21 protein-coding genes are annotated in these 17,454 nt (G+C 51.8%); 1 reads left to right on the top strand and 20 read right to left on the bottom strand.

Annotated features, from left to right (window positions below):
- Positions 1-105: 105 nt before the first annotated feature.
- The 8 genes from FHS18_RS06715 to FHS18_RS06680 all read right to left on the bottom strand — a co-directional run bounded on the left by FHS18_RS06715 (position 106) and on the right by FHS18_RS06680 (position 6,578).
- Positions 106-1,086 (bottom strand): biotin--[acetyl-CoA-carboxylase] ligase, encoded by a 981-nt coding sequence (locus FHS18_RS06715; protein WP_183598257.1) that lies wholly within the window; start codon positions 1,084-1,086, stop codon positions 106-108.
- A complete protein-coding gene (locus FHS18_RS06710) occupies positions 1,083-2,411 on the bottom strand; it encodes a CCA tRNA nucleotidyltransferase (RefSeq protein ID WP_183598255.1) in 1,329 nt (442 codons plus the stop codon). Before FHS18_RS06710 ends, FHS18_RS06715 begins: the two co-directional genes overlap by 4 nt.
- 39 nt (positions 2,412-2,450) lie before the next feature.
- Entirely contained in the window at positions 2,451-3,614 is a 1,164-nt protein-coding gene (gene bshA, locus FHS18_RS06705; protein WP_183598253.1) for an N-acetyl-alpha-D-glucosaminyl L-malate synthase BshA, read from the bottom strand.
- Between the two features lie 63 nt (positions 3,615-3,677).
- A complete protein-coding gene (bshB1, locus tag FHS18_RS06700) occupies positions 3,678-4,376 on the bottom strand; it encodes a bacillithiol biosynthesis deacetylase BshB1 (protein ID WP_183598251.1) in 699 nt (232 codons plus the stop codon).
- A 5-nt stretch (positions 4,377-4,381) separates the two neighbouring features.
- Positions 4,382-4,792, bottom strand: a complete 411-nt coding sequence (mgsA, locus tag FHS18_RS06695) for a methylglyoxal synthase (RefSeq protein WP_183598249.1) — start codon at positions 4,790-4,792, stop codon at positions 4,382-4,384.
- A 41-nt stretch (positions 4,793-4,833) separates the two neighbouring features.
- The gene (dapB, locus tag FHS18_RS06690) at positions 4,834-5,637 is read right to left on the bottom strand and encodes a 4-hydroxy-tetrahydrodipicolinate reductase (protein ID WP_183598247.1); all 804 of its coding nucleotides are present in this window, start codon (positions 5,635-5,637) and stop codon (positions 4,834-4,836) included.
- A gap of 7 nt (positions 5,638-5,644) precedes the next feature.
- Positions 5,645-6,172, bottom strand: coding sequence for a tetratricopeptide repeat protein (locus tag FHS18_RS06685; protein WP_343060430.1), 528 nt, complete (start codon positions 6,170-6,172; stop codon positions 5,645-5,647).
- Positions 6,173-6,242: 70 nt separating this feature from the next.
- Positions 6,243-6,578 carry a nucleotide pyrophosphohydrolase gene (locus tag FHS18_RS06680; RefSeq protein WP_183598243.1) on the bottom strand — a complete coding sequence of 112 codons (336 nt, stop codon included), beginning with the start codon at positions 6,576-6,578 and terminating at the stop codon, positions 6,243-6,245.
- A 140-nt stretch (positions 6,579-6,718) separates the two neighbouring features.
- Between FHS18_RS06680 and FHS18_RS06675 the strand changes: the two genes are divergently transcribed.
- Positions 6,719-7,585 (top strand): YitT family protein, encoded by an 867-nt coding sequence (locus tag FHS18_RS06675; protein ID WP_183598241.1) that lies wholly within the window; start codon positions 6,719-6,721, stop codon positions 7,583-7,585.
- A 22-nt stretch (positions 7,586-7,607) separates the two neighbouring features.
- Here the strand turns inward: FHS18_RS06675 and FHS18_RS06670 are convergent, their stop codons facing one another.
- The 12 genes from FHS18_RS06670 to FHS18_RS06615 all read right to left on the bottom strand — a co-directional run bounded on the left by FHS18_RS06670 (position 7,608) and on the right by FHS18_RS06615 (position 17,451).
- Positions 7,608-8,540 carry a sporulation protein YpjB gene (locus tag FHS18_RS06670; protein WP_183598240.1) on the bottom strand — a complete coding sequence of 311 codons (933 nt, stop codon included), beginning with the start codon at positions 8,538-8,540 and terminating at the stop codon, positions 7,608-7,610.
- Positions 8,541-8,583: 43 nt separating this feature from the next.
- A complete protein-coding gene (locus tag FHS18_RS06665) occupies positions 8,584-9,231 on the bottom strand; it encodes a DUF1405 domain-containing protein (protein WP_183598238.1) in 648 nt (215 codons plus the stop codon).
- 89 nt (positions 9,232-9,320) lie between these two features.
- On the bottom strand, positions 9,321-10,205 hold the full coding sequence (locus tag FHS18_RS06660) for a menaquinol-cytochrome c reductase cytochrome b/c subunit (protein ID WP_183598236.1): 885 nt from the start codon (positions 10,203-10,205) through the stop codon (positions 9,321-9,323).
- 22 nt (positions 10,206-10,227) lie between these two features.
- Entirely contained in the window at positions 10,228-10,899 is a 672-nt protein-coding gene (gene qcrB, locus FHS18_RS06655; protein ID WP_183598234.1) for a menaquinol-cytochrome c reductase cytochrome b subunit, read from the bottom strand.
- A 17-nt stretch (positions 10,900-10,916) separates the two neighbouring features.
- The gene (locus FHS18_RS06650; RefSeq protein ID WP_183598231.1) at positions 10,917-11,444 is read right to left on the bottom strand and encodes a Rieske (2Fe-2S) protein; all 528 of its coding nucleotides are present in this window, start codon (positions 11,442-11,444) and stop codon (positions 10,917-10,919) included.
- A gap of 260 nt (positions 11,445-11,704) precedes the next feature.
- Complete coding sequence (locus FHS18_RS06645) at positions 11,705-12,124, bottom strand: DUF2487 family protein (protein ID WP_183598229.1); 420 nt, start codon at positions 12,122-12,124, stop codon at positions 11,705-11,707.
- Positions 12,125-12,266: 142 nt separating this feature from the next.
- On the bottom strand, positions 12,267-12,449 hold the full coding sequence (locus FHS18_RS06640; RefSeq protein WP_183598227.1) for an IDEAL domain-containing protein: 183 nt from the start codon (positions 12,447-12,449) through the stop codon (positions 12,267-12,269).
- A gap of 258 nt (positions 12,450-12,707) precedes the next feature.
- Positions 12,708-13,919, bottom strand: a complete 1,212-nt coding sequence (locus FHS18_RS06635; protein ID WP_183598225.1) for a hypothetical protein — start codon at positions 13,917-13,919, stop codon at positions 12,708-12,710.
- 132 nt (positions 13,920-14,051) lie between these two features.
- Positions 14,052-14,654 (bottom strand): histidine phosphatase family protein, encoded by a 603-nt coding sequence (locus FHS18_RS06630; RefSeq protein WP_183598223.1) that lies wholly within the window; start codon positions 14,652-14,654, stop codon positions 14,052-14,054.
- 74 nt (positions 14,655-14,728) lie between these two features.
- A complete protein-coding gene (locus FHS18_RS06625) occupies positions 14,729-15,220 on the bottom strand; it encodes a hypothetical protein (RefSeq protein WP_183598221.1) in 492 nt (163 codons plus the stop codon).
- Positions 15,221-15,324: 104 nt separating this feature from the next.
- Positions 15,325-15,921, bottom strand: a complete 597-nt coding sequence (locus tag FHS18_RS06620; protein WP_183598219.1) for an RNA polymerase sigma factor — start codon at positions 15,919-15,921, stop codon at positions 15,325-15,327.
- Between the two features lie 438 nt (positions 15,922-16,359).
- On the bottom strand, positions 16,360-17,451 hold the full coding sequence (locus FHS18_RS06615; RefSeq protein ID WP_183598217.1) for a prephenate dehydrogenase: 1,092 nt from the start codon (positions 17,449-17,451) through the stop codon (positions 16,360-16,362).
- Positions 17,452-17,454: the final 3 nt, after the last annotated feature.

The following is a 17,454-nucleotide window of genomic DNA, read 5'->3' as shown; positions in this document are numbered from 1 at the left end:
TTCAAGGCCGCCAGGTGCAGTTCGCATTCGCGATACCGCCCCGATGCGAAGCTTCTCGATCTGTCTTCAGTATATCAGAACGTCAAAATAACGTCTATGAACGACTCAGCCTTGCGGGGGACGCATCGATTCCGCCGAGAAGATCGGCATCTCGCGGCCATCTCCCAGCCGGACGAGGAGCGCTCCGCTGTCGTTCAGCGCTACCGGAATTCCTTCTACGACGCCTTGAGGCGTCATTAATTTGGTCGGTTTATGCAGCGTTACCGACAATGCTTCCCATAACGTCTGAATCGGCGAGAAGCCTTGGCTGATATAGACGGCGTACAGGTGTTCGAACTGCTTCATGAAACTGGCAATAACAGCGGCGCGATCGAGCGGTTCACCGCCCGAGGCGATACGCAATGACGTCGCGATCGGGAGCAGCTCTTCGGGATAATCATCCTCCGTCAGATTCACGCTGATGCCGATGCCCATGATAACGTGGCGCAACCGTTCATCCTCCGCCGCGGATTCCAGCAGTATCCCGCTGATCTTCTTCCCCTCAATGAGCAGGTCATTCGGCCATTTGATGCCGATGGGCAGCGGCGCGATCTCCTTAAGCGCGCGGCAAAGTGCAACCGCTGTCAACAACGTGAGCTGCGGGGCGAATTGAAGCGGCAGGTCCGGACGCAGCACCATGCTCATGTAAATGCCTTTACCTGAAGGCGATACCCATTGCCTGCCCATGCGGCCGCGGCCGCTTGTCTGCTGTTCCGCAATAACGAGCGTTCCCGAAGGTGCGCCTTCTTCCGCCAACCGATGCGCAATGTTTTGCGTGGAATCGACCGATTCGAATAATTTGATGCTGCTTACGATCGAAGTATCCCTCAGATGCTCCATCAGTTCGGGCATAGTCAGCTTGGACGGTTTGCCCGCCAGCCGGTAACCGAGCCTCGGCGAAGCTTCAATGACATACCCCTGCACTTCAAGCTTCTTGATCTGTTTCCATATCGCCGTGCGGCTAATGCCCAGTTCTCTGCTAAGCAGCTCACCGGACACATATTGGCCGCTGCCGCTGCTTAGCAGCTCTAGTATCCGATTGCTCATCGCGTTTCGCTCTCCCGTTCTCTCATATAATCGATCCCGCGGCTAATCAGCGCCGCTTGATTATTCTCCACTTTACGATAGGCAGCATCATGCACAAGCTGCTTCAACAGGTTACCAAGCCATGGCCCGCTAGGCTTACGCAATTCCCGCATCAGATCCGAACCTTTAACCGCCAAGTCCCGGAGGTTCGTGACAGGAAGCTCCTTCATCCATTGTTCAAGCTGCCCCGCAGGCAGCCAAGATGTTTTAGAAGGGACCGCACGCTTGTGGTCGATCGCCTTCAAGGCCTCAATTAACAGTGACGCAGCCGGCATGCCTTCTTCCAATATCGCTTCGATCCATTGCCGATACAGCATGTCCGCTTCCGCTGAAGTCCCGCTAGCCTGACCGTCAGCCGTTATCCCCTTCATCCGTTCCCACATCCGCATCACGGCGGCCAGACTAGACGTACGCTTCGTCGAGAAGCGCAGCGCATCGAACAAGTTCTCGGTTTCATTCGGAGGCATCCCGATCGATATGCTCAGCAAGAGCCATTGAAGCTCCGTATGCTCCGTTCCACGCGTCCCATCCGAATGACCTGAGAGAAGTAACTCTGCTGCGTCAAGCCGATGCGCCGCATCGCGTACAGAAGCAGGCAACGCTTGCTTCGTGTGTTCGAGCAATCCGCTCCGGGCAAACAAAACGGCGGCTCGCTTAGGATCGCTGCCGCCCATCATTTTATCCGCTTCCGCGCCGACGCGTTCCATCGCAACATGCGTCAGCAAATGCGCATGACGGCGCAATGCCCGCCACGTTCCTAACGCAATACGCAGCTGGAATTCGGCCGCGAAACGAACGGCGCGCACCATTCGCAGCGCATCCTCTTGGAATCGGGCATCCGCCTCGCCGACGCACCGCAAGATGCCTTGCGCCAAATCCGCAGCACCGCCGAACGGGTCGACCAGCGTTCCATCCGCCCGAAGCGCCATCGCATTGATCGTGAAATCACGACGTAGCAGATCGGCTTCCAGGTCGGTTACGAACTCGACTTCGGACGGACGCCGGAATTGTTCGTAGGCTGACTCTTTGCGATAGGTGGTCACCTCATAGGCAACGCCGCCTAGCATGACGGTTATCGTGCCGTGGGCCAGTCCCGTCGGAATATGGTGCGGGAACAACGCCATCACTTGTTCCGGTGTCGCCGAGGTCGCGATATCGATATCCTTCAGCTTACGTCCCATCCATGTATCGCGGACGCATCCGCCGACGAATACGGCTTCGTAGCCGCCGGACATTAACGTCTCCACGACAGGGAGCGCTCGTCTCATCTCGCCTTCAATTAACATCGTATACGCGCTCCCTTCTTCTAAGCTTGGATCAGTTGACTACTCCGTACAAACCGGCTCCGGAAGCTCGACATCCAGCCCTAATACGCGATAATAGATTTGCTCGTACTCGGCCGTAATCCGGTCATTGCAGAAGCGTGTTCTAGCCCGGTGCAGACAAGCTTCCCTGAATTCATGGAACATCCGCTCGTTCTGCAACAGCCGGATCGCATCTGCCGCCATCGAATCCGTATCGCCTACCGGTGACAGATACCCCGTCTCTCCATGGGTCACAAGCTCCGGAATTCCGCCGGCAATCGAACCGATCGTCGGTACGCCGCAAGCCATTGCTTCCAGCGCGACCAAGCCGAAGCTCTCCTTCTCGGAAGGCAGCAGCATCAGGTCCGCAATCGAGATGACATGCGCCACATCATCTTGCTTGCCTAAGAAATGCACGCGATCCTCGAGGCCCATCGTACGGATCTTCTGTTGAATCTTAGGAAGATCCGGGCCTTCCCCGACCAACAATAACTTGCTCGGCACCTGCTCATGGACTTTCGCGAACACATCGACGACGTCGCTGACTCGTTTGACCGGCCGGAAATTGGAGATATGCATTAATATCTTCTCGTTATCCGACACAAAGTCGCTGCGGAGCGAAGCGCAGCTGCGCGGGTAATAGATCCGCTTGTCGACAAAGTTATAGGTTAGATCGATGTTCTTGTCGATATCGAGCAATTCGCGCGTTTCCTTAATCAGATCGTTCGACACGGCCGTCACGGCATCGCTGGAATTGATCGCCAGCCGGATCAGATCCTTGAGCGATTCATCCTGGGCGAGTACCGTAATATCCGTTCCGTGCAAGGTGGTTACCGTACGCAAGTCGTAACCCGCCATCTGCTTGGCCAGGAACGCACAAACCGCGTGCGGAACCGCGTAATGGACATGCAACAGGTCGAGATTTTGCATTTTGGCCACTTGAGCCATCTTGCTTGCCAATGACAAATCATAAGGAGGATACCGGAATACGTAATAATCATTTACTTCTACTTCATGGAAGAAAATATTTTTTTTGAATTGTCCGAGCCGAAATGGAATGCTGTGCGTAATAAAATGAATCTCATGCCCTTTTTCCGCCAACAGCTTGCCAAGCTCTGTTGCAACGACGCCAGAACCGCCTAACGTGGGATAACAGGTAATGCCGATTTTTAAGGGTCTCGTCACGGTCTACACCTCCTGATGCGCTTGTTATTGACAACTATATGCTTGGAATGAGGAAATCTGTCGTTAAAACATCGTAACCGCATGCGGTCGCTTCGTCGTGAATCCTTCCGCATGCCCCCAGCCGCGTGTCTGGCCTAACAGCATGTCCCGCGCTTCAACGCGCTCAATGTAGCGGTCTGTAAGCGGAGTTTGCACATGATCCGATGTCAGGCTAGACGGATTGAACTGAGACCGGTATGCGCGCAGAGAAGCCAGCTTCTGCTCATACTGCGCACTCACATCCATGATTAACGTAATGTTCTCGCTGTCATTAATATAATAAAAAATAAGCTGTTCCACCGTAACGGGTGGAAGCTCAGGTATGTATTTGCGAAGCTTCGCATTGAAAACCGCTTCTTCGACCATTGCACTGCATGCATTGTGATCCGGATGGCGGTCATTCCAATACGGCGCGAACACGATTCGCGACCGCAGTCGCCGGATTTCCCGGACGATCGCTTCGATCTGATCAGCTGATCCGGTGAGTCCCCGATCCGGCAAGCCCAAACAAGAACGTGCCGATAAACCAAGCACCGCGGAAGCTTCGGCAGCTTCTAGCCGCCTCGATTCCACGGTGCCATTGGAGGACATCTCCGCTTCTGTAAGATCGCATATCGCGACCTTCATGCCGGCATGTACATGCCGGGCAATCGCGCCGCCCATCCCGATCTCTACATCGTCAGGATGTGCGCCGAACGCCAAAATATCAACGGATTGTGTCATTTCGCTCACTCCGGCTTATATTTGTGAACCAGTTCGCGCCAAGCAAAATCGCCACGTTCAAGTGCCTTAACAAGCAGTTCGGCGGTTGCCACATTCGTCGCTACCGGAATACCTTGCACATCGCAGAGACGAAGCAGCGCGATAATATCCGGCTCGTGCGGCTGTGCCATCAGCGGGTCGCGCAAGAAAATAATGAGATCCATTTCATTCGTCGCTACAAGGGCTCCGATCTGCTGATCGCCTCCCAGCGGACCGGACATGAAGCGGTTAATCGTCAGACTCGTCTGCTCCATAATCCGCATCCCCGTCGTACCTGTGCTATATAAAGTATGGCCTGTAAACACAGGCTCATAGGCAAGGACAAAGTTAACCATTTCTTCCTTCTTGCGATCGTGGGCAATAAATGCAATATTCATGCTGAGTTCTCCTCTCCCGTATACCCGACTCGTTAAGTCTCTTAATCCATAATGTGCTCAAAACCGTAAATAAGTCCAGTATACGTCATTACTTTCTTCACGGCGTGATTAACACCTGGCATATAACCAGCACGGTCATACGAGTCATGTCTGATTTTCAATGTTTGGCCGAATGCGCCAAAAACAACTTCCTGTTGAGCGAATACGCCCGGAAGACGCACGCTATGTATACGGAATCCGTTGTAATAGCCGCCGCGCGAGCCATCGATAATCTCTTCCTCGTTCGGATTCCCTTGACGGAGCTCAGGGCGAATCTCCGAGATCAGCTCGGCTGTCTTGATCGAAGTGCCGGACGGCGCATCAAGCTTCTGGTCGCCATGGTACTCGATGATTTCCAGATGAGGGAAATACTTAGAGGCCTGCGCCGCGAACTGCATCATCAGAATCGCGCCAATGGAGAAGTTCGGAGCAATCAACGCGCCGATTCCGCGTTCCTGGCAAAGCTTGTCCAACTCTTTCATTTGATCTTGTGTAATGCCGGTTGTCCCGATAACTGGACGAACGCCGTGCGTGATCGCCGTAACGGTATTCTCGTACCCTACTTGAGGGATCGAGAAGTCGACCAACACATCGGCTTCGACCGCTGCGAGCGCGGTTTCGAGATCTGGCGAGATCAACACGCCGCAAGCCGAAGTTCCGGCCAGTATGCCCGCATCTACAGGCCCAGCCGAGGGCGAGACGGCTGCAACCAACTCAAGTTGTTCGTCTTGAAGAACCATTTTGACTACTTCACGGCCCATACGGCCGCGCGCCCCCGCAACTGCCACTTTAATCTTCTCTGCCATTTCGTATTCACCTGTTCTTTCGTTTTCTCTTGCGAACGATGATTCGCCTCATCCGCTGACGCTTGCGCTGCACGTCATCGAATAACCGTATCGCAGCACTATGCATCGGGTCCAGCCTCATCGCTTCCTTCGCGAAATCTGCGGCTTCGTCGTAACAATCTAACGAAGCATAGACAGCGCCAAGCAGCAGCAGTGCATCTACATTAAGAGGGTCCAGCTTGGCTGCGGTTTTCAATTTCTCGATCGCTGCGTCAGTATCAGGCTCGGATAGCCCTAACTTCGCTTCAGCCTCGGTCACGAGCAGTTTGGCTTGCACGGTCTGAAGCTGGAAACGGTATTCTTCCTTCGCTTCATCGAGCTGAACAGCCTGCAGTGCGTGACTGAGTGCCTTCTGCCACTTGCCGCTACGCGCGCAAGTAATCGAGCATTTATAATGATGCGCCGCTTGATTAGGCTCCAGTTCAATCGCCTGCTCAAACCATGCAATTGCTTGTTCGTAATCGCCGTTCAATATCGACTCATATGCCTTCTTCACACAGGATTCTCCATCCATATGCCATCCTCCTTGTACCAGGTTGATGGTACAGCATATGTATGGGAGGCCTTTACGGTTCGACGTTTTTTGGCGTCCAGCGCCCGGCATCACGCGTATTGAACTTGTGCATGACCTTATTATGGGCTTCGGTTAGATCGATACCCAGCGAGTTGGCAAAGCAGGTAATAATAAAAAGAATATCGCCTAATTCGTATTCGATGGAGTTCTCAGCCTCATCCGCCTTCTTCGGCTTCTCGCCGTAGAGGTGATTGACTTCCCTTGCCAGTTCGCCGACTTCTTCCGTCATGCGGGCAAGCATGGATAGCGGGCTGAAATAGCCTTCTTTGAATTGGGATATGTATTGGTCAACCTCACGCTGAATTTGTGCGAGCGATTTCTCGTTCATTGATAAATCCATTCCTTCCCTAAGGTTCACTCCATATGTTATCGTAAAGCGTCGGTGAAAACAATGCTTTTCGATTGCGCCCAAATCAGCCATACTAGTCAAGTCAGCACGTGATAATTTGCAGAAGGAGTTTATCTCGCATGAATGTTAACATGTCCGCTATGTTCCGAATGTTGCCCATGATCACACTCGGAACCGCGATTTACGCGTTCGGCCTTCAGTATTTCATCATTCCAAACCAGTTAATGGAAGGCGGGGTTACGGGTATCGGCGTTCTGCTGAACTATGCGTTCAACTTCCCGCTATCCCTGTCCACCTTAATCTTGAACATTCCGCTGTTCATTGTTGGTTGGAGAATACTGGGCAAAGGCCAAATGGGCTACTCCATATATGGAACGGTCTCGCTATCCTTCTTCCTCTGGCTGATCGAGAAATGCATCGATGCCGGATGGATGACACCTTTCCAAACCTCGCACGATTACATACTTGCCGCGCTATATGCCGGCGTGACGACAGGCGCCGGTCTTGGCATCGTGTTCCGATTTGGCGGAACGACAGGCGGCGCCGATATCATTGCCCGCATTTGTTCCAAGCTGCGCGGCTGGAGCATGGGACAAGTCATTCTTACACTGGATGCTTTCATTATTGGGGTTTCGCTGTTTTACATTTCGAAAGAAAAAGTGCTCTATACATTGGTTGCCGTATTTATCGGCGCCAGGGTCATTGATTTCATACAAGAAGGCGCATATGCCGCCAAAGCCTTCAATGTGTTCACCGATCACGGCGAAGAAATCTCTGCGCTTGTAACCAAGGAGATGGAACGCGGCGTCACCATATTCGATGCGAAAGGCGCGTATTCAGGCAATAAAAAACAGGTCGTCTACTGCGTCGTCGCACGTCATGAAATCAGACGGCTAAAAACGATCATACGCAGTATCGACCCGAGGGCGTTCGTCGTTATATCAGATGTACACGATGTGCTTGGAGAAGGGTTCAAGGAAGAATAACTTCCTTGTCCCTTAGCCTGCACTATCGATCCCACGGTGATTTGGGCGGCGGATACGCCGCACCGTGGCTTTCCTCGAACTTATATCTTCGCCAGCCAACGAAAGCTAATACGCTCATGACGAAAGCCCCGATAAACATCGTCGTCAGCTGTTCACGGACCGCCATGCTCGCGATGCCTTGTTGCAGATCTGCCGGCTCAATTCCTCCAGCAGCCGTCTTCGTGGCCGAACTGTCTTGGAATAAGGAATCCGCTGAACGCTGAAGCAATGTCCATGCCTCGTCCAGCGCCTTGCTGCGTTCATTCATTTCCCCGCTCTTAGCTGCATAAATGATCGCATATTCCATCCGGCTGATCTGATCCTGGAAGGAAGCTACCCGCTCTTCCGGTCGTTCCAGCAGCGCGGCAACCTCGAACCGTTCGGCATGCACCCTGAGAACCTGCAAGGCAGCCAATTCAGCTGACGGCCGATCTTCCCATTGGACTACCCACGATTGATGCAACCGGTTCATATCGTCTTGGATCAATGCGCGGTATTGATGCCACAATGGCGCTTGCTGGAAAATAGCGTCCACGGCTAGCTTTAGTCTGGAAGCTTCCAGATAGGCTGCGGATAAATTCGAGCTGCTTAGCGCCTTCTTCGCTTGCTGTATGCTATGATCAAATGCCTCCCAGCCAGTACGTTCCCCGACGGTTCGGATGGCTGGATCTTTCGATTCCTTCTCAAGCTTCACGAGCGAGGCATAAGCCAATTGACGATTGCCTACATTGGCTGCTGCGTAGAGCTCGTCCGCAATCTGAACAATCTTGCTGTTCCCCGCCAGGGTTTGCCACTTGTCTGCCGCTGCGGTCTGATCCACAGCTACCGTGTTAGCCGTATTCTTCATACAGCCTGTCGTCGGAATGAGCAGAATGGCTGTCATAATCATCAGTTTAATCCATCGTTTCCCCTGCATACGCGCATACCCCCCAATACAATGTATGGGGGGATGTCCAATGTTAGACCTTCGTTTGCCTAGCTTTCCAACTTAACGCCAGTGCTAGGAGCGTGAGCAGGAAGCTGAACAACGTCAGGCCATAGGTAAAGTTGCGGACCGTGCTTACAATTTCATCGAGCACTTCGGGAAGCCAAGGATAGACGCCATAATGATAATCAACCGTATCATTCAGCCACAGCCAACAAGTCGCAGCCAGTGCAGCGATTCGGCCGAACACGAAGAAACGGGCGTACAGCAACGCTTCAATCGCCATTCCCAGGTGCGAGACGATCAACATATATTGCTGCCATACTAGCTGATCCCCTTTGGCAGCGCCTGCCAGAATCATGGCAACCGCCCAGATACCATACTTAATGGAAGTAACTACGCCAAGCGCTTCAATAATTTGGCGCAGCACCCTTGCTGCCAGTCCGGCTTGAGGTTTGAGCGGGAATAATAAGTAGAGCAGAGATAGCGTGAAGAACAAGCTGGCCGTCGGACTATCCGGCACGAAGACGAGCTGCCATGCAGGATGATTCTCCAATGTGAATTGCAGCTGCTCTCCATACCAGATATAGCCGTAAATCGTTCCTAATGTATTCACTACGAACAATAGCCACAAGAACGGACGACTCGTTAGAAACGCCCGGCTGAAAAATAACCGAATCACAGTCTGACACCTCCGGGTACGTAAACGCTTCTGTATAGATTACAAAAAAAACCTGATCGCTTCAAGAGACGATCAGGTTTTGCGTAAGCTTATTCAGCTTTCTTCTGTTTTGCCAGCCAAGTCGTCAGCTGATCGATTTCTTCCGCGCTCAGACGTTCGCCGAATGCAGGCATCTTGCCGCCGCCCAAACCATTCGTGACGATCTCCACCAGTTCCTCCTTGGAATGAACATCGCCTACCCCTGTCAATGCAGGAACACCGGCGCCTTCATTTCCTTTCAGATCTGTAGCATGGCATGCAACGCAGTTTGCTTTGACAATCTCCATTGCGGGATCGTCCTTATCGACGATCGGCACAACGGCTTCTTCCACCGGAACGCCGCCATTGGCTTGCGTCTTCTCCCACTCTTCGCGGGCTTTCTCTTCACGCAAGTGATGCTCCGGAATCGTATTCGTCAGCGCAAGCTCGTGCTCGTAGTGATCCCAAGAAACCTTGGTCAGATAGAACAGAGAGAAGAGCGACAGAACCATTAGCGACGATGCAATCGGTCTTCTGTAGAAGCGACGCTCTTTGCCTGTATCCAGGAATGGAGCGAGCAAGAGAGCGGCAAATGCAACGCCCGGTACACCCAGGATACCAAAGGCAACGTAGTTACCGGAAGCATATGGGTACTTAAGGAATTGATACAAGAACAAGAAGTACCAGTCCGGCATCGGGATGAATGCCGCGTTCGTCGGGTCTGCCGGATAACCAAGCGGTGCTGGTTCCGCAATCGTCAGAACGAGGAAGCCTACGAGCGCTACGCAGCCTACCATCCATTCCTTCAGCAGGAAGTTCGGGATAAAGGCTTCGGATTTACCCGGAAAAGCCGTGTAGTCCGGCGGGATAGTGTCACTGCCGACAGCTTTTGGCTTACGTACCCGAGAGTCACCAACGTAGATGACTTTTTCGTTCGATTTGTGACCATGTGCCATTCGCGAATAACCTCCCTTCGGCTTAAAGTGGTCCAGAAATCCCTTGTCTGCGGATCATGATAAAGTGAGCCCCAAGCAACGCAAGCAGCGCACCTGGCAGGAAGAAGACGTGAATAGCGAAGAATCGCGTCAACGTTTCGGCGCCGATAATGTCGCCGCCCTGCAGCAGTTCCTTCACGTAAGGACCAATGATTGGTACCGCTTCCGCGATCTGCATGCCTACTTTAGTCGCGAAGTATGCCTTGTTATCCCAAGGAAGCAGGTAACCGGTGAAACCAAGGCCGAGCATGACGAAGAAAATCAACATGCCGACAACCCAGTTCATCTCACGAGGCGCCTTATAGGAACCTGTGAAGAATACACGAAGCGTATGTAAGAACATCATTACGAGCACAAGACTTGCGCCCCAATGGTGCATCCCGCGCACAATACCGCCAAAGGCAACTTTATGCTGCAGGTAGTCAACGCTCTTGTAAGCGTTAAGAATATCCGGTACGAAATACATCGTCAGGAACATCCCGGACAAAATCTGAATGACTGTGATGAAAAACGTCAATCCGCCAAAACAATACACGAACGCGGAGAAGTGGTGAGCAGGGTTAACGTGCTCAGGAACCTCATGGTCCGCCACGTCCCTCCACAGCGGCGTAATGTCGAGACGTTCGTCAATCCAGTTGTACACATTTTTCAACATCTGAGCCTACGCCCTCCTTATACCCGTGTGTTTGCTTTGATCGGACCGAGATAAATCCAACCGGATTCAACCTTCAGGTCGTACTCGTCAAGCGGTTTCGGCGCGACGGACAAGTTCTTGCCGTCCATCGTGTAATGCGCGCCGTGGCACGGACATACGTACTCGTTATTCTTCTCCGTATTCCAGCCAATCGTACATCCGAGATGCTTACATACCGGCGAAAGGGCAAAATAGTTACCCTGCTCGTCCTTCGTGATCCAAGCCGTCTGCTCCGGATCGCTCACGTACCAGCCATCGATCTGATGGATGTTGAATTTGAATTCTTGCGGTTCGTTCGTAACTTTTGCCTCTTCAACAACCTTAACCCAAGTACTCTCGCTCTTCTTCTTAAGGATCGGATCAACCGCGAAACGAATCATTGGCAGCGTTACGCCCGCAGCCATGAAAGCCGTTGCGCCTCCGAGCGTATATGACAAAAATTGACGTCGGGACATTTCGTTGCGTTTCACCGGCCGATGGTTTTTCTCTTGATCGTGGTTACTCATCTTCTGTTCTACCCCCTTTGCCAACCATATCTTGCGTCTTGCCTCGCAAAGCAAAACGTATGACGAACTTAGGACATTTCCTATAATATCCTAGGTGCTATAGAGCGTCAAGAATACGTCACAAGTTTTGCAGGGCGGAACAAAATCCCATTTTGAAATTGTTACGATTTTGTCACAATTGACCTTCTCTGGCATTTGTTTTTCCCCATTAGGTGTCGCCTTATGCAACTGCCGTCGAATAGGCAGAGCAAACGGCATGTTCAACGGCCAAGCCATAATTTGCGGACAGCCTCGCTTACCTCAGCTCCTGCCGGCAAAGTCCCGTCCTGCTTCACATCGATGATCAAATCGGCTGAAACAAGCTCGTCCGAAAATGAATTCAGGTTGAATGCTGCCGTGACGATAACGAAGCGGAAGCCGATCCCCTTCAAACTTAGGCAAATCCGCTCAAGCTCCCGGCCTCCTCCTTCCCGCTCGACATACTGCACAACCGGATAAGTGACAATTCTTCCTTTGAAGGGATTCTCGACCAGGTCAAGCACATCCCGCAGACGCTCAAGGGCCTCGGTCGCTTCATAAGGCATTTCGTTCCCTGTAAGTCCCGTAACCGGCAGCACCGCTGTATCCAGGTAAGGCTGAAGCTCTGCCCATTGTTCTCGCGTCAACTCGCTAAATTTCATAATTCACCTATCCCCTTATTCAGTTGAACTATTCACTCCTAAGCATCCTCCTATCCTACCACAAGCGAAAACGCAAAAAAAAGACCAAAAAAAAGACCTGCATGCATAGGACCAAAGCCCATGCCTGCAAGCCTTTTCTACCTCACGCATGCAAAGTCTTCAATTCATCGGTAAGCCTGCGAAACGTATCCTTATCTCCAGTGGCTAGCGCTTTATCAATCGCCTGATACAATCGCTGCGTCCGAAACTCGACGACCGCTTTATCCAGCACCATCTCAGCTGCAAGTCCAAGCATGGCTTCATAAGATACTTTCATTTTGTCCATAGGATACACCTCCAAGCATTCGTTAAAGAGATCCTATACCCATTCCCCTGGCAATGTTGTCCACATCGTCCATCTTGCTCTTGAAGGCAATCTTACGCTGCTGCGGCGATTTCGAGAGGTGATTCGAGGCAAAGCATATAGGACTTGCGATTAAATTGGCTTCTACTAAATCATATTCGGCTGCAAGACAGGGCGCTTCATATGTTTGCCCGCCTGAAAGCGGAATGTGCCATAGCCTACCACGATCGCGCGGGAAGGTTATTCAAGCACGATCGCTTCTTCATCATCTAGATTCAGACCTGCGACAACCGCCCTGCCAAGCGGGGTCACACGAATAACTTTACCCTGTTCCTCGTGCTCCCCAATCCGCAGCATGCCTAAGTGAAGCATCATCCCTGCCAGACGCTGTTCAATAATCGTGTCTGCTCCATCATAAAAGTAGGGCTTGATATAAGGCATTAAGGCGTGCTTGAGCGAATCGGCCGTCACCCATCTGCTAGACAGCTTATCCATCCAGTGCACGAGAGAGCGGATATTCGGTATGGCGTTCTTATACAAGCGAAGCCAGAACCGGTACAGCTTGTCGGGCGCTTCCGCAATGCGCTGCGCCTGTCGCTCCTTCCCCGCAGCCGTCAAGATGAGCAACATATCATGCTCGGCGATCCATCCGTTGTAGTAGCAGTAATCATAGATCAAGGACATCCGGTTTGGGTAATCCTTCATCCGCCGGCCATAGCCGAAGCGCCATTCTCCTTTGCCGGGGAGCTGCTCCTTCACCGCGAACCGGTCCATGATTTGGAGAATGCTTCTTTTATACATGGCGCCGTCCGAAGTCAGCTGAATCTCGTTCTGATGGATGAAGGTCAGGAACTCCTGCACATCCTCGCCCAATAGCTGCTGCTCATCCCGGTAAGCATGCGGATCGTTGGCCGCGAATACGAGCTGCGCTTCAAACCGGCGCTCGAGCGCTTCCTTGAAGCGTGTTTTCAAATCAGCCGGCACCTGGAACAAATAGCGATTCTGGCCGGCAAAACCGTTAAACAGCCATCCGTATTGCTTAAACCGCGAGATGGCCGCTCGCGGACCTGTTTCGACCGGCGGTAGTTCCTTGGCCGCTTTGCTGCGTTTCGTGCTCGTTTTTTTGGCGGATGGCTTGTCCGAAGGGACTTGTGCTTCGCCAAGCGGCGGCGTAACGGGCTGGCCGTCGAATTTGCTCTGTTCGGCCCGGGCAAGCAACTCTTCCAGGCTGAAGGCATCTCGGGGATCAAACAGCAGCGAGTTCATGAACCTCAGATCTTCGAGCTCCATTGCGCTAATCTGGGCTTCGAACACATCTCTTCGACTCACAGTCGATAGAATAGATTGGATCAACTCATTCTTGGAATGACCATTGCACTCGCAGCGATAAGTCGACGCGATCCGGCTAAGCTGTACGATATCTGCGTAACTGAGCATATCCGCCAAATTCATTCTCCAATCCTCCGTTCCCTCTTACTGTCTTCGTTGTCTAGTACCATTATGGGAATATGAAGATGATTTAATAACCGGTGCATAAAAAAAAGCATCTCTCGTTAGAAACGAAAGATGCTCTTCCTACTATATCTATAACTTGCTTGATTCGGCTTGTATCTGGTCCAAATGCAACGTGCAGTTATGGAGCAGCGGTCTCCACCGATTGTCATCCCGTTCAAAAATACTAAATGCCATATTGCCGATCGGCTTATCTTCCAGTTCTTCGCACAATCCCTTCAATAATTGCGCCAATAAGCTTCCGTGGGTAACTGCGAGCAAGTTCTGGCCAGGGTATCGCTCCATGGCATCTTCGACGAAACTCAGCGCACGCGTCCGCAATTCCAGGTCTGACTCTTGCCCACAATCGGCCGAACGCCAGTTGGCTCCCCACTTCGCAAGGCGCTCTGCTTCCGTCGTCCCTTCGATGACGCCGAAGTATCGTTCCCGCAACCGGGCATCGCTCGGCAATTGCGGAATTCCCAAGGTCGAGGCAATAATGCGTGCCGTCTCCGAAGCTCGCATCAGATCACTCGATACCACGCCATCCCACTGTTGGCCTTCCGCAAGCAAACGATTGGCAAGCGCGTGCGCTTGACGGACACCTTCCTCATTTAATGGGGTGTCGGTCTGGCCTTGAATTTTGCCAAGCGCATTCCATTCCGTGCGGCCATGGCGGATTAATCCGATTCGCATACCATCCAACCTTCCTTGAAAGAAAAATCTCCAGCTCAGGGCTGGAGTCTCGATTATCATTTTAGTATATACAATTAATGTCGCGTTCGGGATAACCAGTTCAAAATTAACAACGCCATAATCATGCCAAGAATCGAGAGCGCAACCCAATACTGCGGGAACGTAGGAACGACCTTCAATACGATCGGATCGCTGATACTTGCCACGGGAATCTCCGCGTAGATGTCTTCTCCGACCATGCCACTTTGGCTGACCGCATTGACCGGTTCAAGCATACCGGTTAGTTTGGCCATATCGGTCGAAGCATCCTGATTGCCTGTTACCATATAAAATAGTCCGCAAATAAACATGGCCATGCAACAAGCAATCGCGACCGCGGCATTACGACGGAAAGCCCGCGAGAACTGATGGCTGCGGGATGGTACCGGCATATACCACGCTTCTTCCGCATATATCCGGTCCATTACGCCGCGATTGACATGATCGACGGGGCCGATCACCTCATCGAGCTCAGAGAGACTGCGAATAAGCCGCTCGCTCTCCTCCCACAGCTTGAATTCTTCCATACATTCTTGACAACCATCTATATGTTCGTTTACGAGCAGGCGATCGGGATCGTCTTCTGCGAGATCCCAGTATACGCCAAACGTTTGTCTGATATCATGGCATTTCATCGCAATTTCATCCCCTCATATTCTTCCAGCAACGGTGAATCGCCGAAATAGGGTTCAAGTTGGACCTTTACACTGTTGCGTGCGCGAAATAACAACGACTTGACAGAGCTTACCGTCTGGCCTAATATACTGGCGATTTCCTGATAGTCAAGCTGCTCGTATTCCCTTAAGATCAGGGCCGACCGCTGCTTCTCAGGCAGATTATTAATCGCCTCTCGAACCATAGTCATTCTTTCGCTTTGGAGAAGCCTATGCTCCGGCACCGTATCCGGTGGAGCTGTTGGCAATATAGTCAACTCATCAAGCGATACGTTCCCCGACTTCTGCTTACGCAATTCGCTGAGAACGGTATTGCGGGCGATCGTATATAACCATGTCGAGAAGGTAGCGTCCGTCTCTCGGAAGGAATGTAAGCTGCGATAGGCTTTATAGAATGTCTCCGAACATAAATCCTCTGCTAACAGCTCCAGCTTGGAACTCTTCAGCATATGAAAAATGAAAGTGAGGATTTTACGTTGGTATCGCCGCATCAGTTCCGAATAGAGCTGTACATTGCCGTCTTTAATTTCGCGGATCAACTGGGAATCGGTCATTGCGGGCGACCCTCCTCAACCTTCGGAGTGATCCAAAGCCCGGTATACTATTGTACCGAGCTGGATATAAAAAGTTGCGCAGGCAGTCGAAAAGAATTCGACTCAGAAACTTGCGCAGGTATAACCTTATTACGATTCGTGCCTAACAGTCAAATTCCTGCTAGAATCGACAAACAAGGATAGACCAGATTTTTACAATCACTAGTTATTGTAGCACATCCATCCTTATCGCAGGATTAAAATTTCCCAAAATACTATTACCCGTCCCCATGCAAAATGAAATCGCTTCCGCGCACAAAAAAAAAGACCGCCTAAAAGGCGGCCCGCACAAAGTGCGATAGATTTGGATAGGAGTGGAGAGAAACCATACTGTACTTTTATTATATGTATCCGTTTTCATTATGTCAATAAGCGTTTTCATTTTTTTTGGATTATTTTTTAGAAATGAACCGGATACCCGATTTCAGCCAGTTTCTCCACTGCTTGGTCCAGATCTTCCTGCTTACGGAACGACAAACGCATAATGCCCGGCACATCTTCGCGACTCTCGATAATTTGGATATTGCTTAAGTTAATCCGCGCATTCCCGAGTTCGGTCGTAATCTTGCCGATAATGCCCGGATGATCGGGAACATCGATATAACATTCATAAATCGCATGAATCATGCCCTTCCGGCGCTCCGGCAGCTGGCTTCGGAATTGCCCTGCAGTTTGGAACGCTTGCCGTACGCCCTCTCCATCCTCTTCTTCGAGCATGTGTACGAACTTCTGCGTTTCCTCCGCCCAGCCACTCAGAAGTTTGAGCAACACCTGCTTGTTGTTGATCAGAATATCGCGCCAGACAAGCGAATCGCTGGAGGCAATGCGCGTAATGTCGCGGAAACCGCCTGCGGCCAGGATGCTGTACAAAGGGTTATCTTCATTATACTGTCTGATCTGGTTGACCAGCGCCACCGCGATAATATGCGGCAAATGGCTAATAGCCCCGACAATCTCATCATGGATCTCGGGTTCCACATGAACGATATTTGCCTTCGTATACTTGAGCAGCTCCGATAAGCTGTCGATGGCTTCCTGCGGCGTATTCGGCTGCGGTGTCAGTACGTAGAAAGCATTCTCGAACAGATACGAGCTGGCGGCTTCTACCCCCGAACGTTCCGAGCCCGCCATCGGATGGCCTCCGATGAAGATCGCTTCGCTAAACCGCAGCTGGGCCGCCAACGCTGCCACAGAGCCTTTGGTACTGCCTACATCCGTAATGACGCAGCCCGGCTTCAGCTTCATGCGGCTTAATTCCTCTACATACTGTCCCAGCACGCCGACCGGCACGCATAAAAAAATAAAATCCGCGTCTTCTGCCGCTTCGTGCAAGGACGCCGCCATAGAATCGACGACGCCCCTCTCCACGTATTTGGCAGCGGATAATTCACGCAGATCATAACCAACGACCGTAAGCCCCGGCTTTCCCGTAAAGCAAAGCGCAAGCGAGCCGCCGATCAGACCCACGCCGAATATCGCTATTTTCGTCATAAT

Source organism: Paenibacillus phyllosphaerae, from assembly GCF_014192105.1.
Classification (GTDB): domain Bacteria; phylum Bacillota; class Bacilli; order Paenibacillales; family Paenibacillaceae; genus Paenibacillus_Z; species Paenibacillus_Z phyllosphaerae.
Note: the sequence above shows the minus strand (reverse complement) of the source record. Positions and strands in the feature narration are given on the sequence as shown.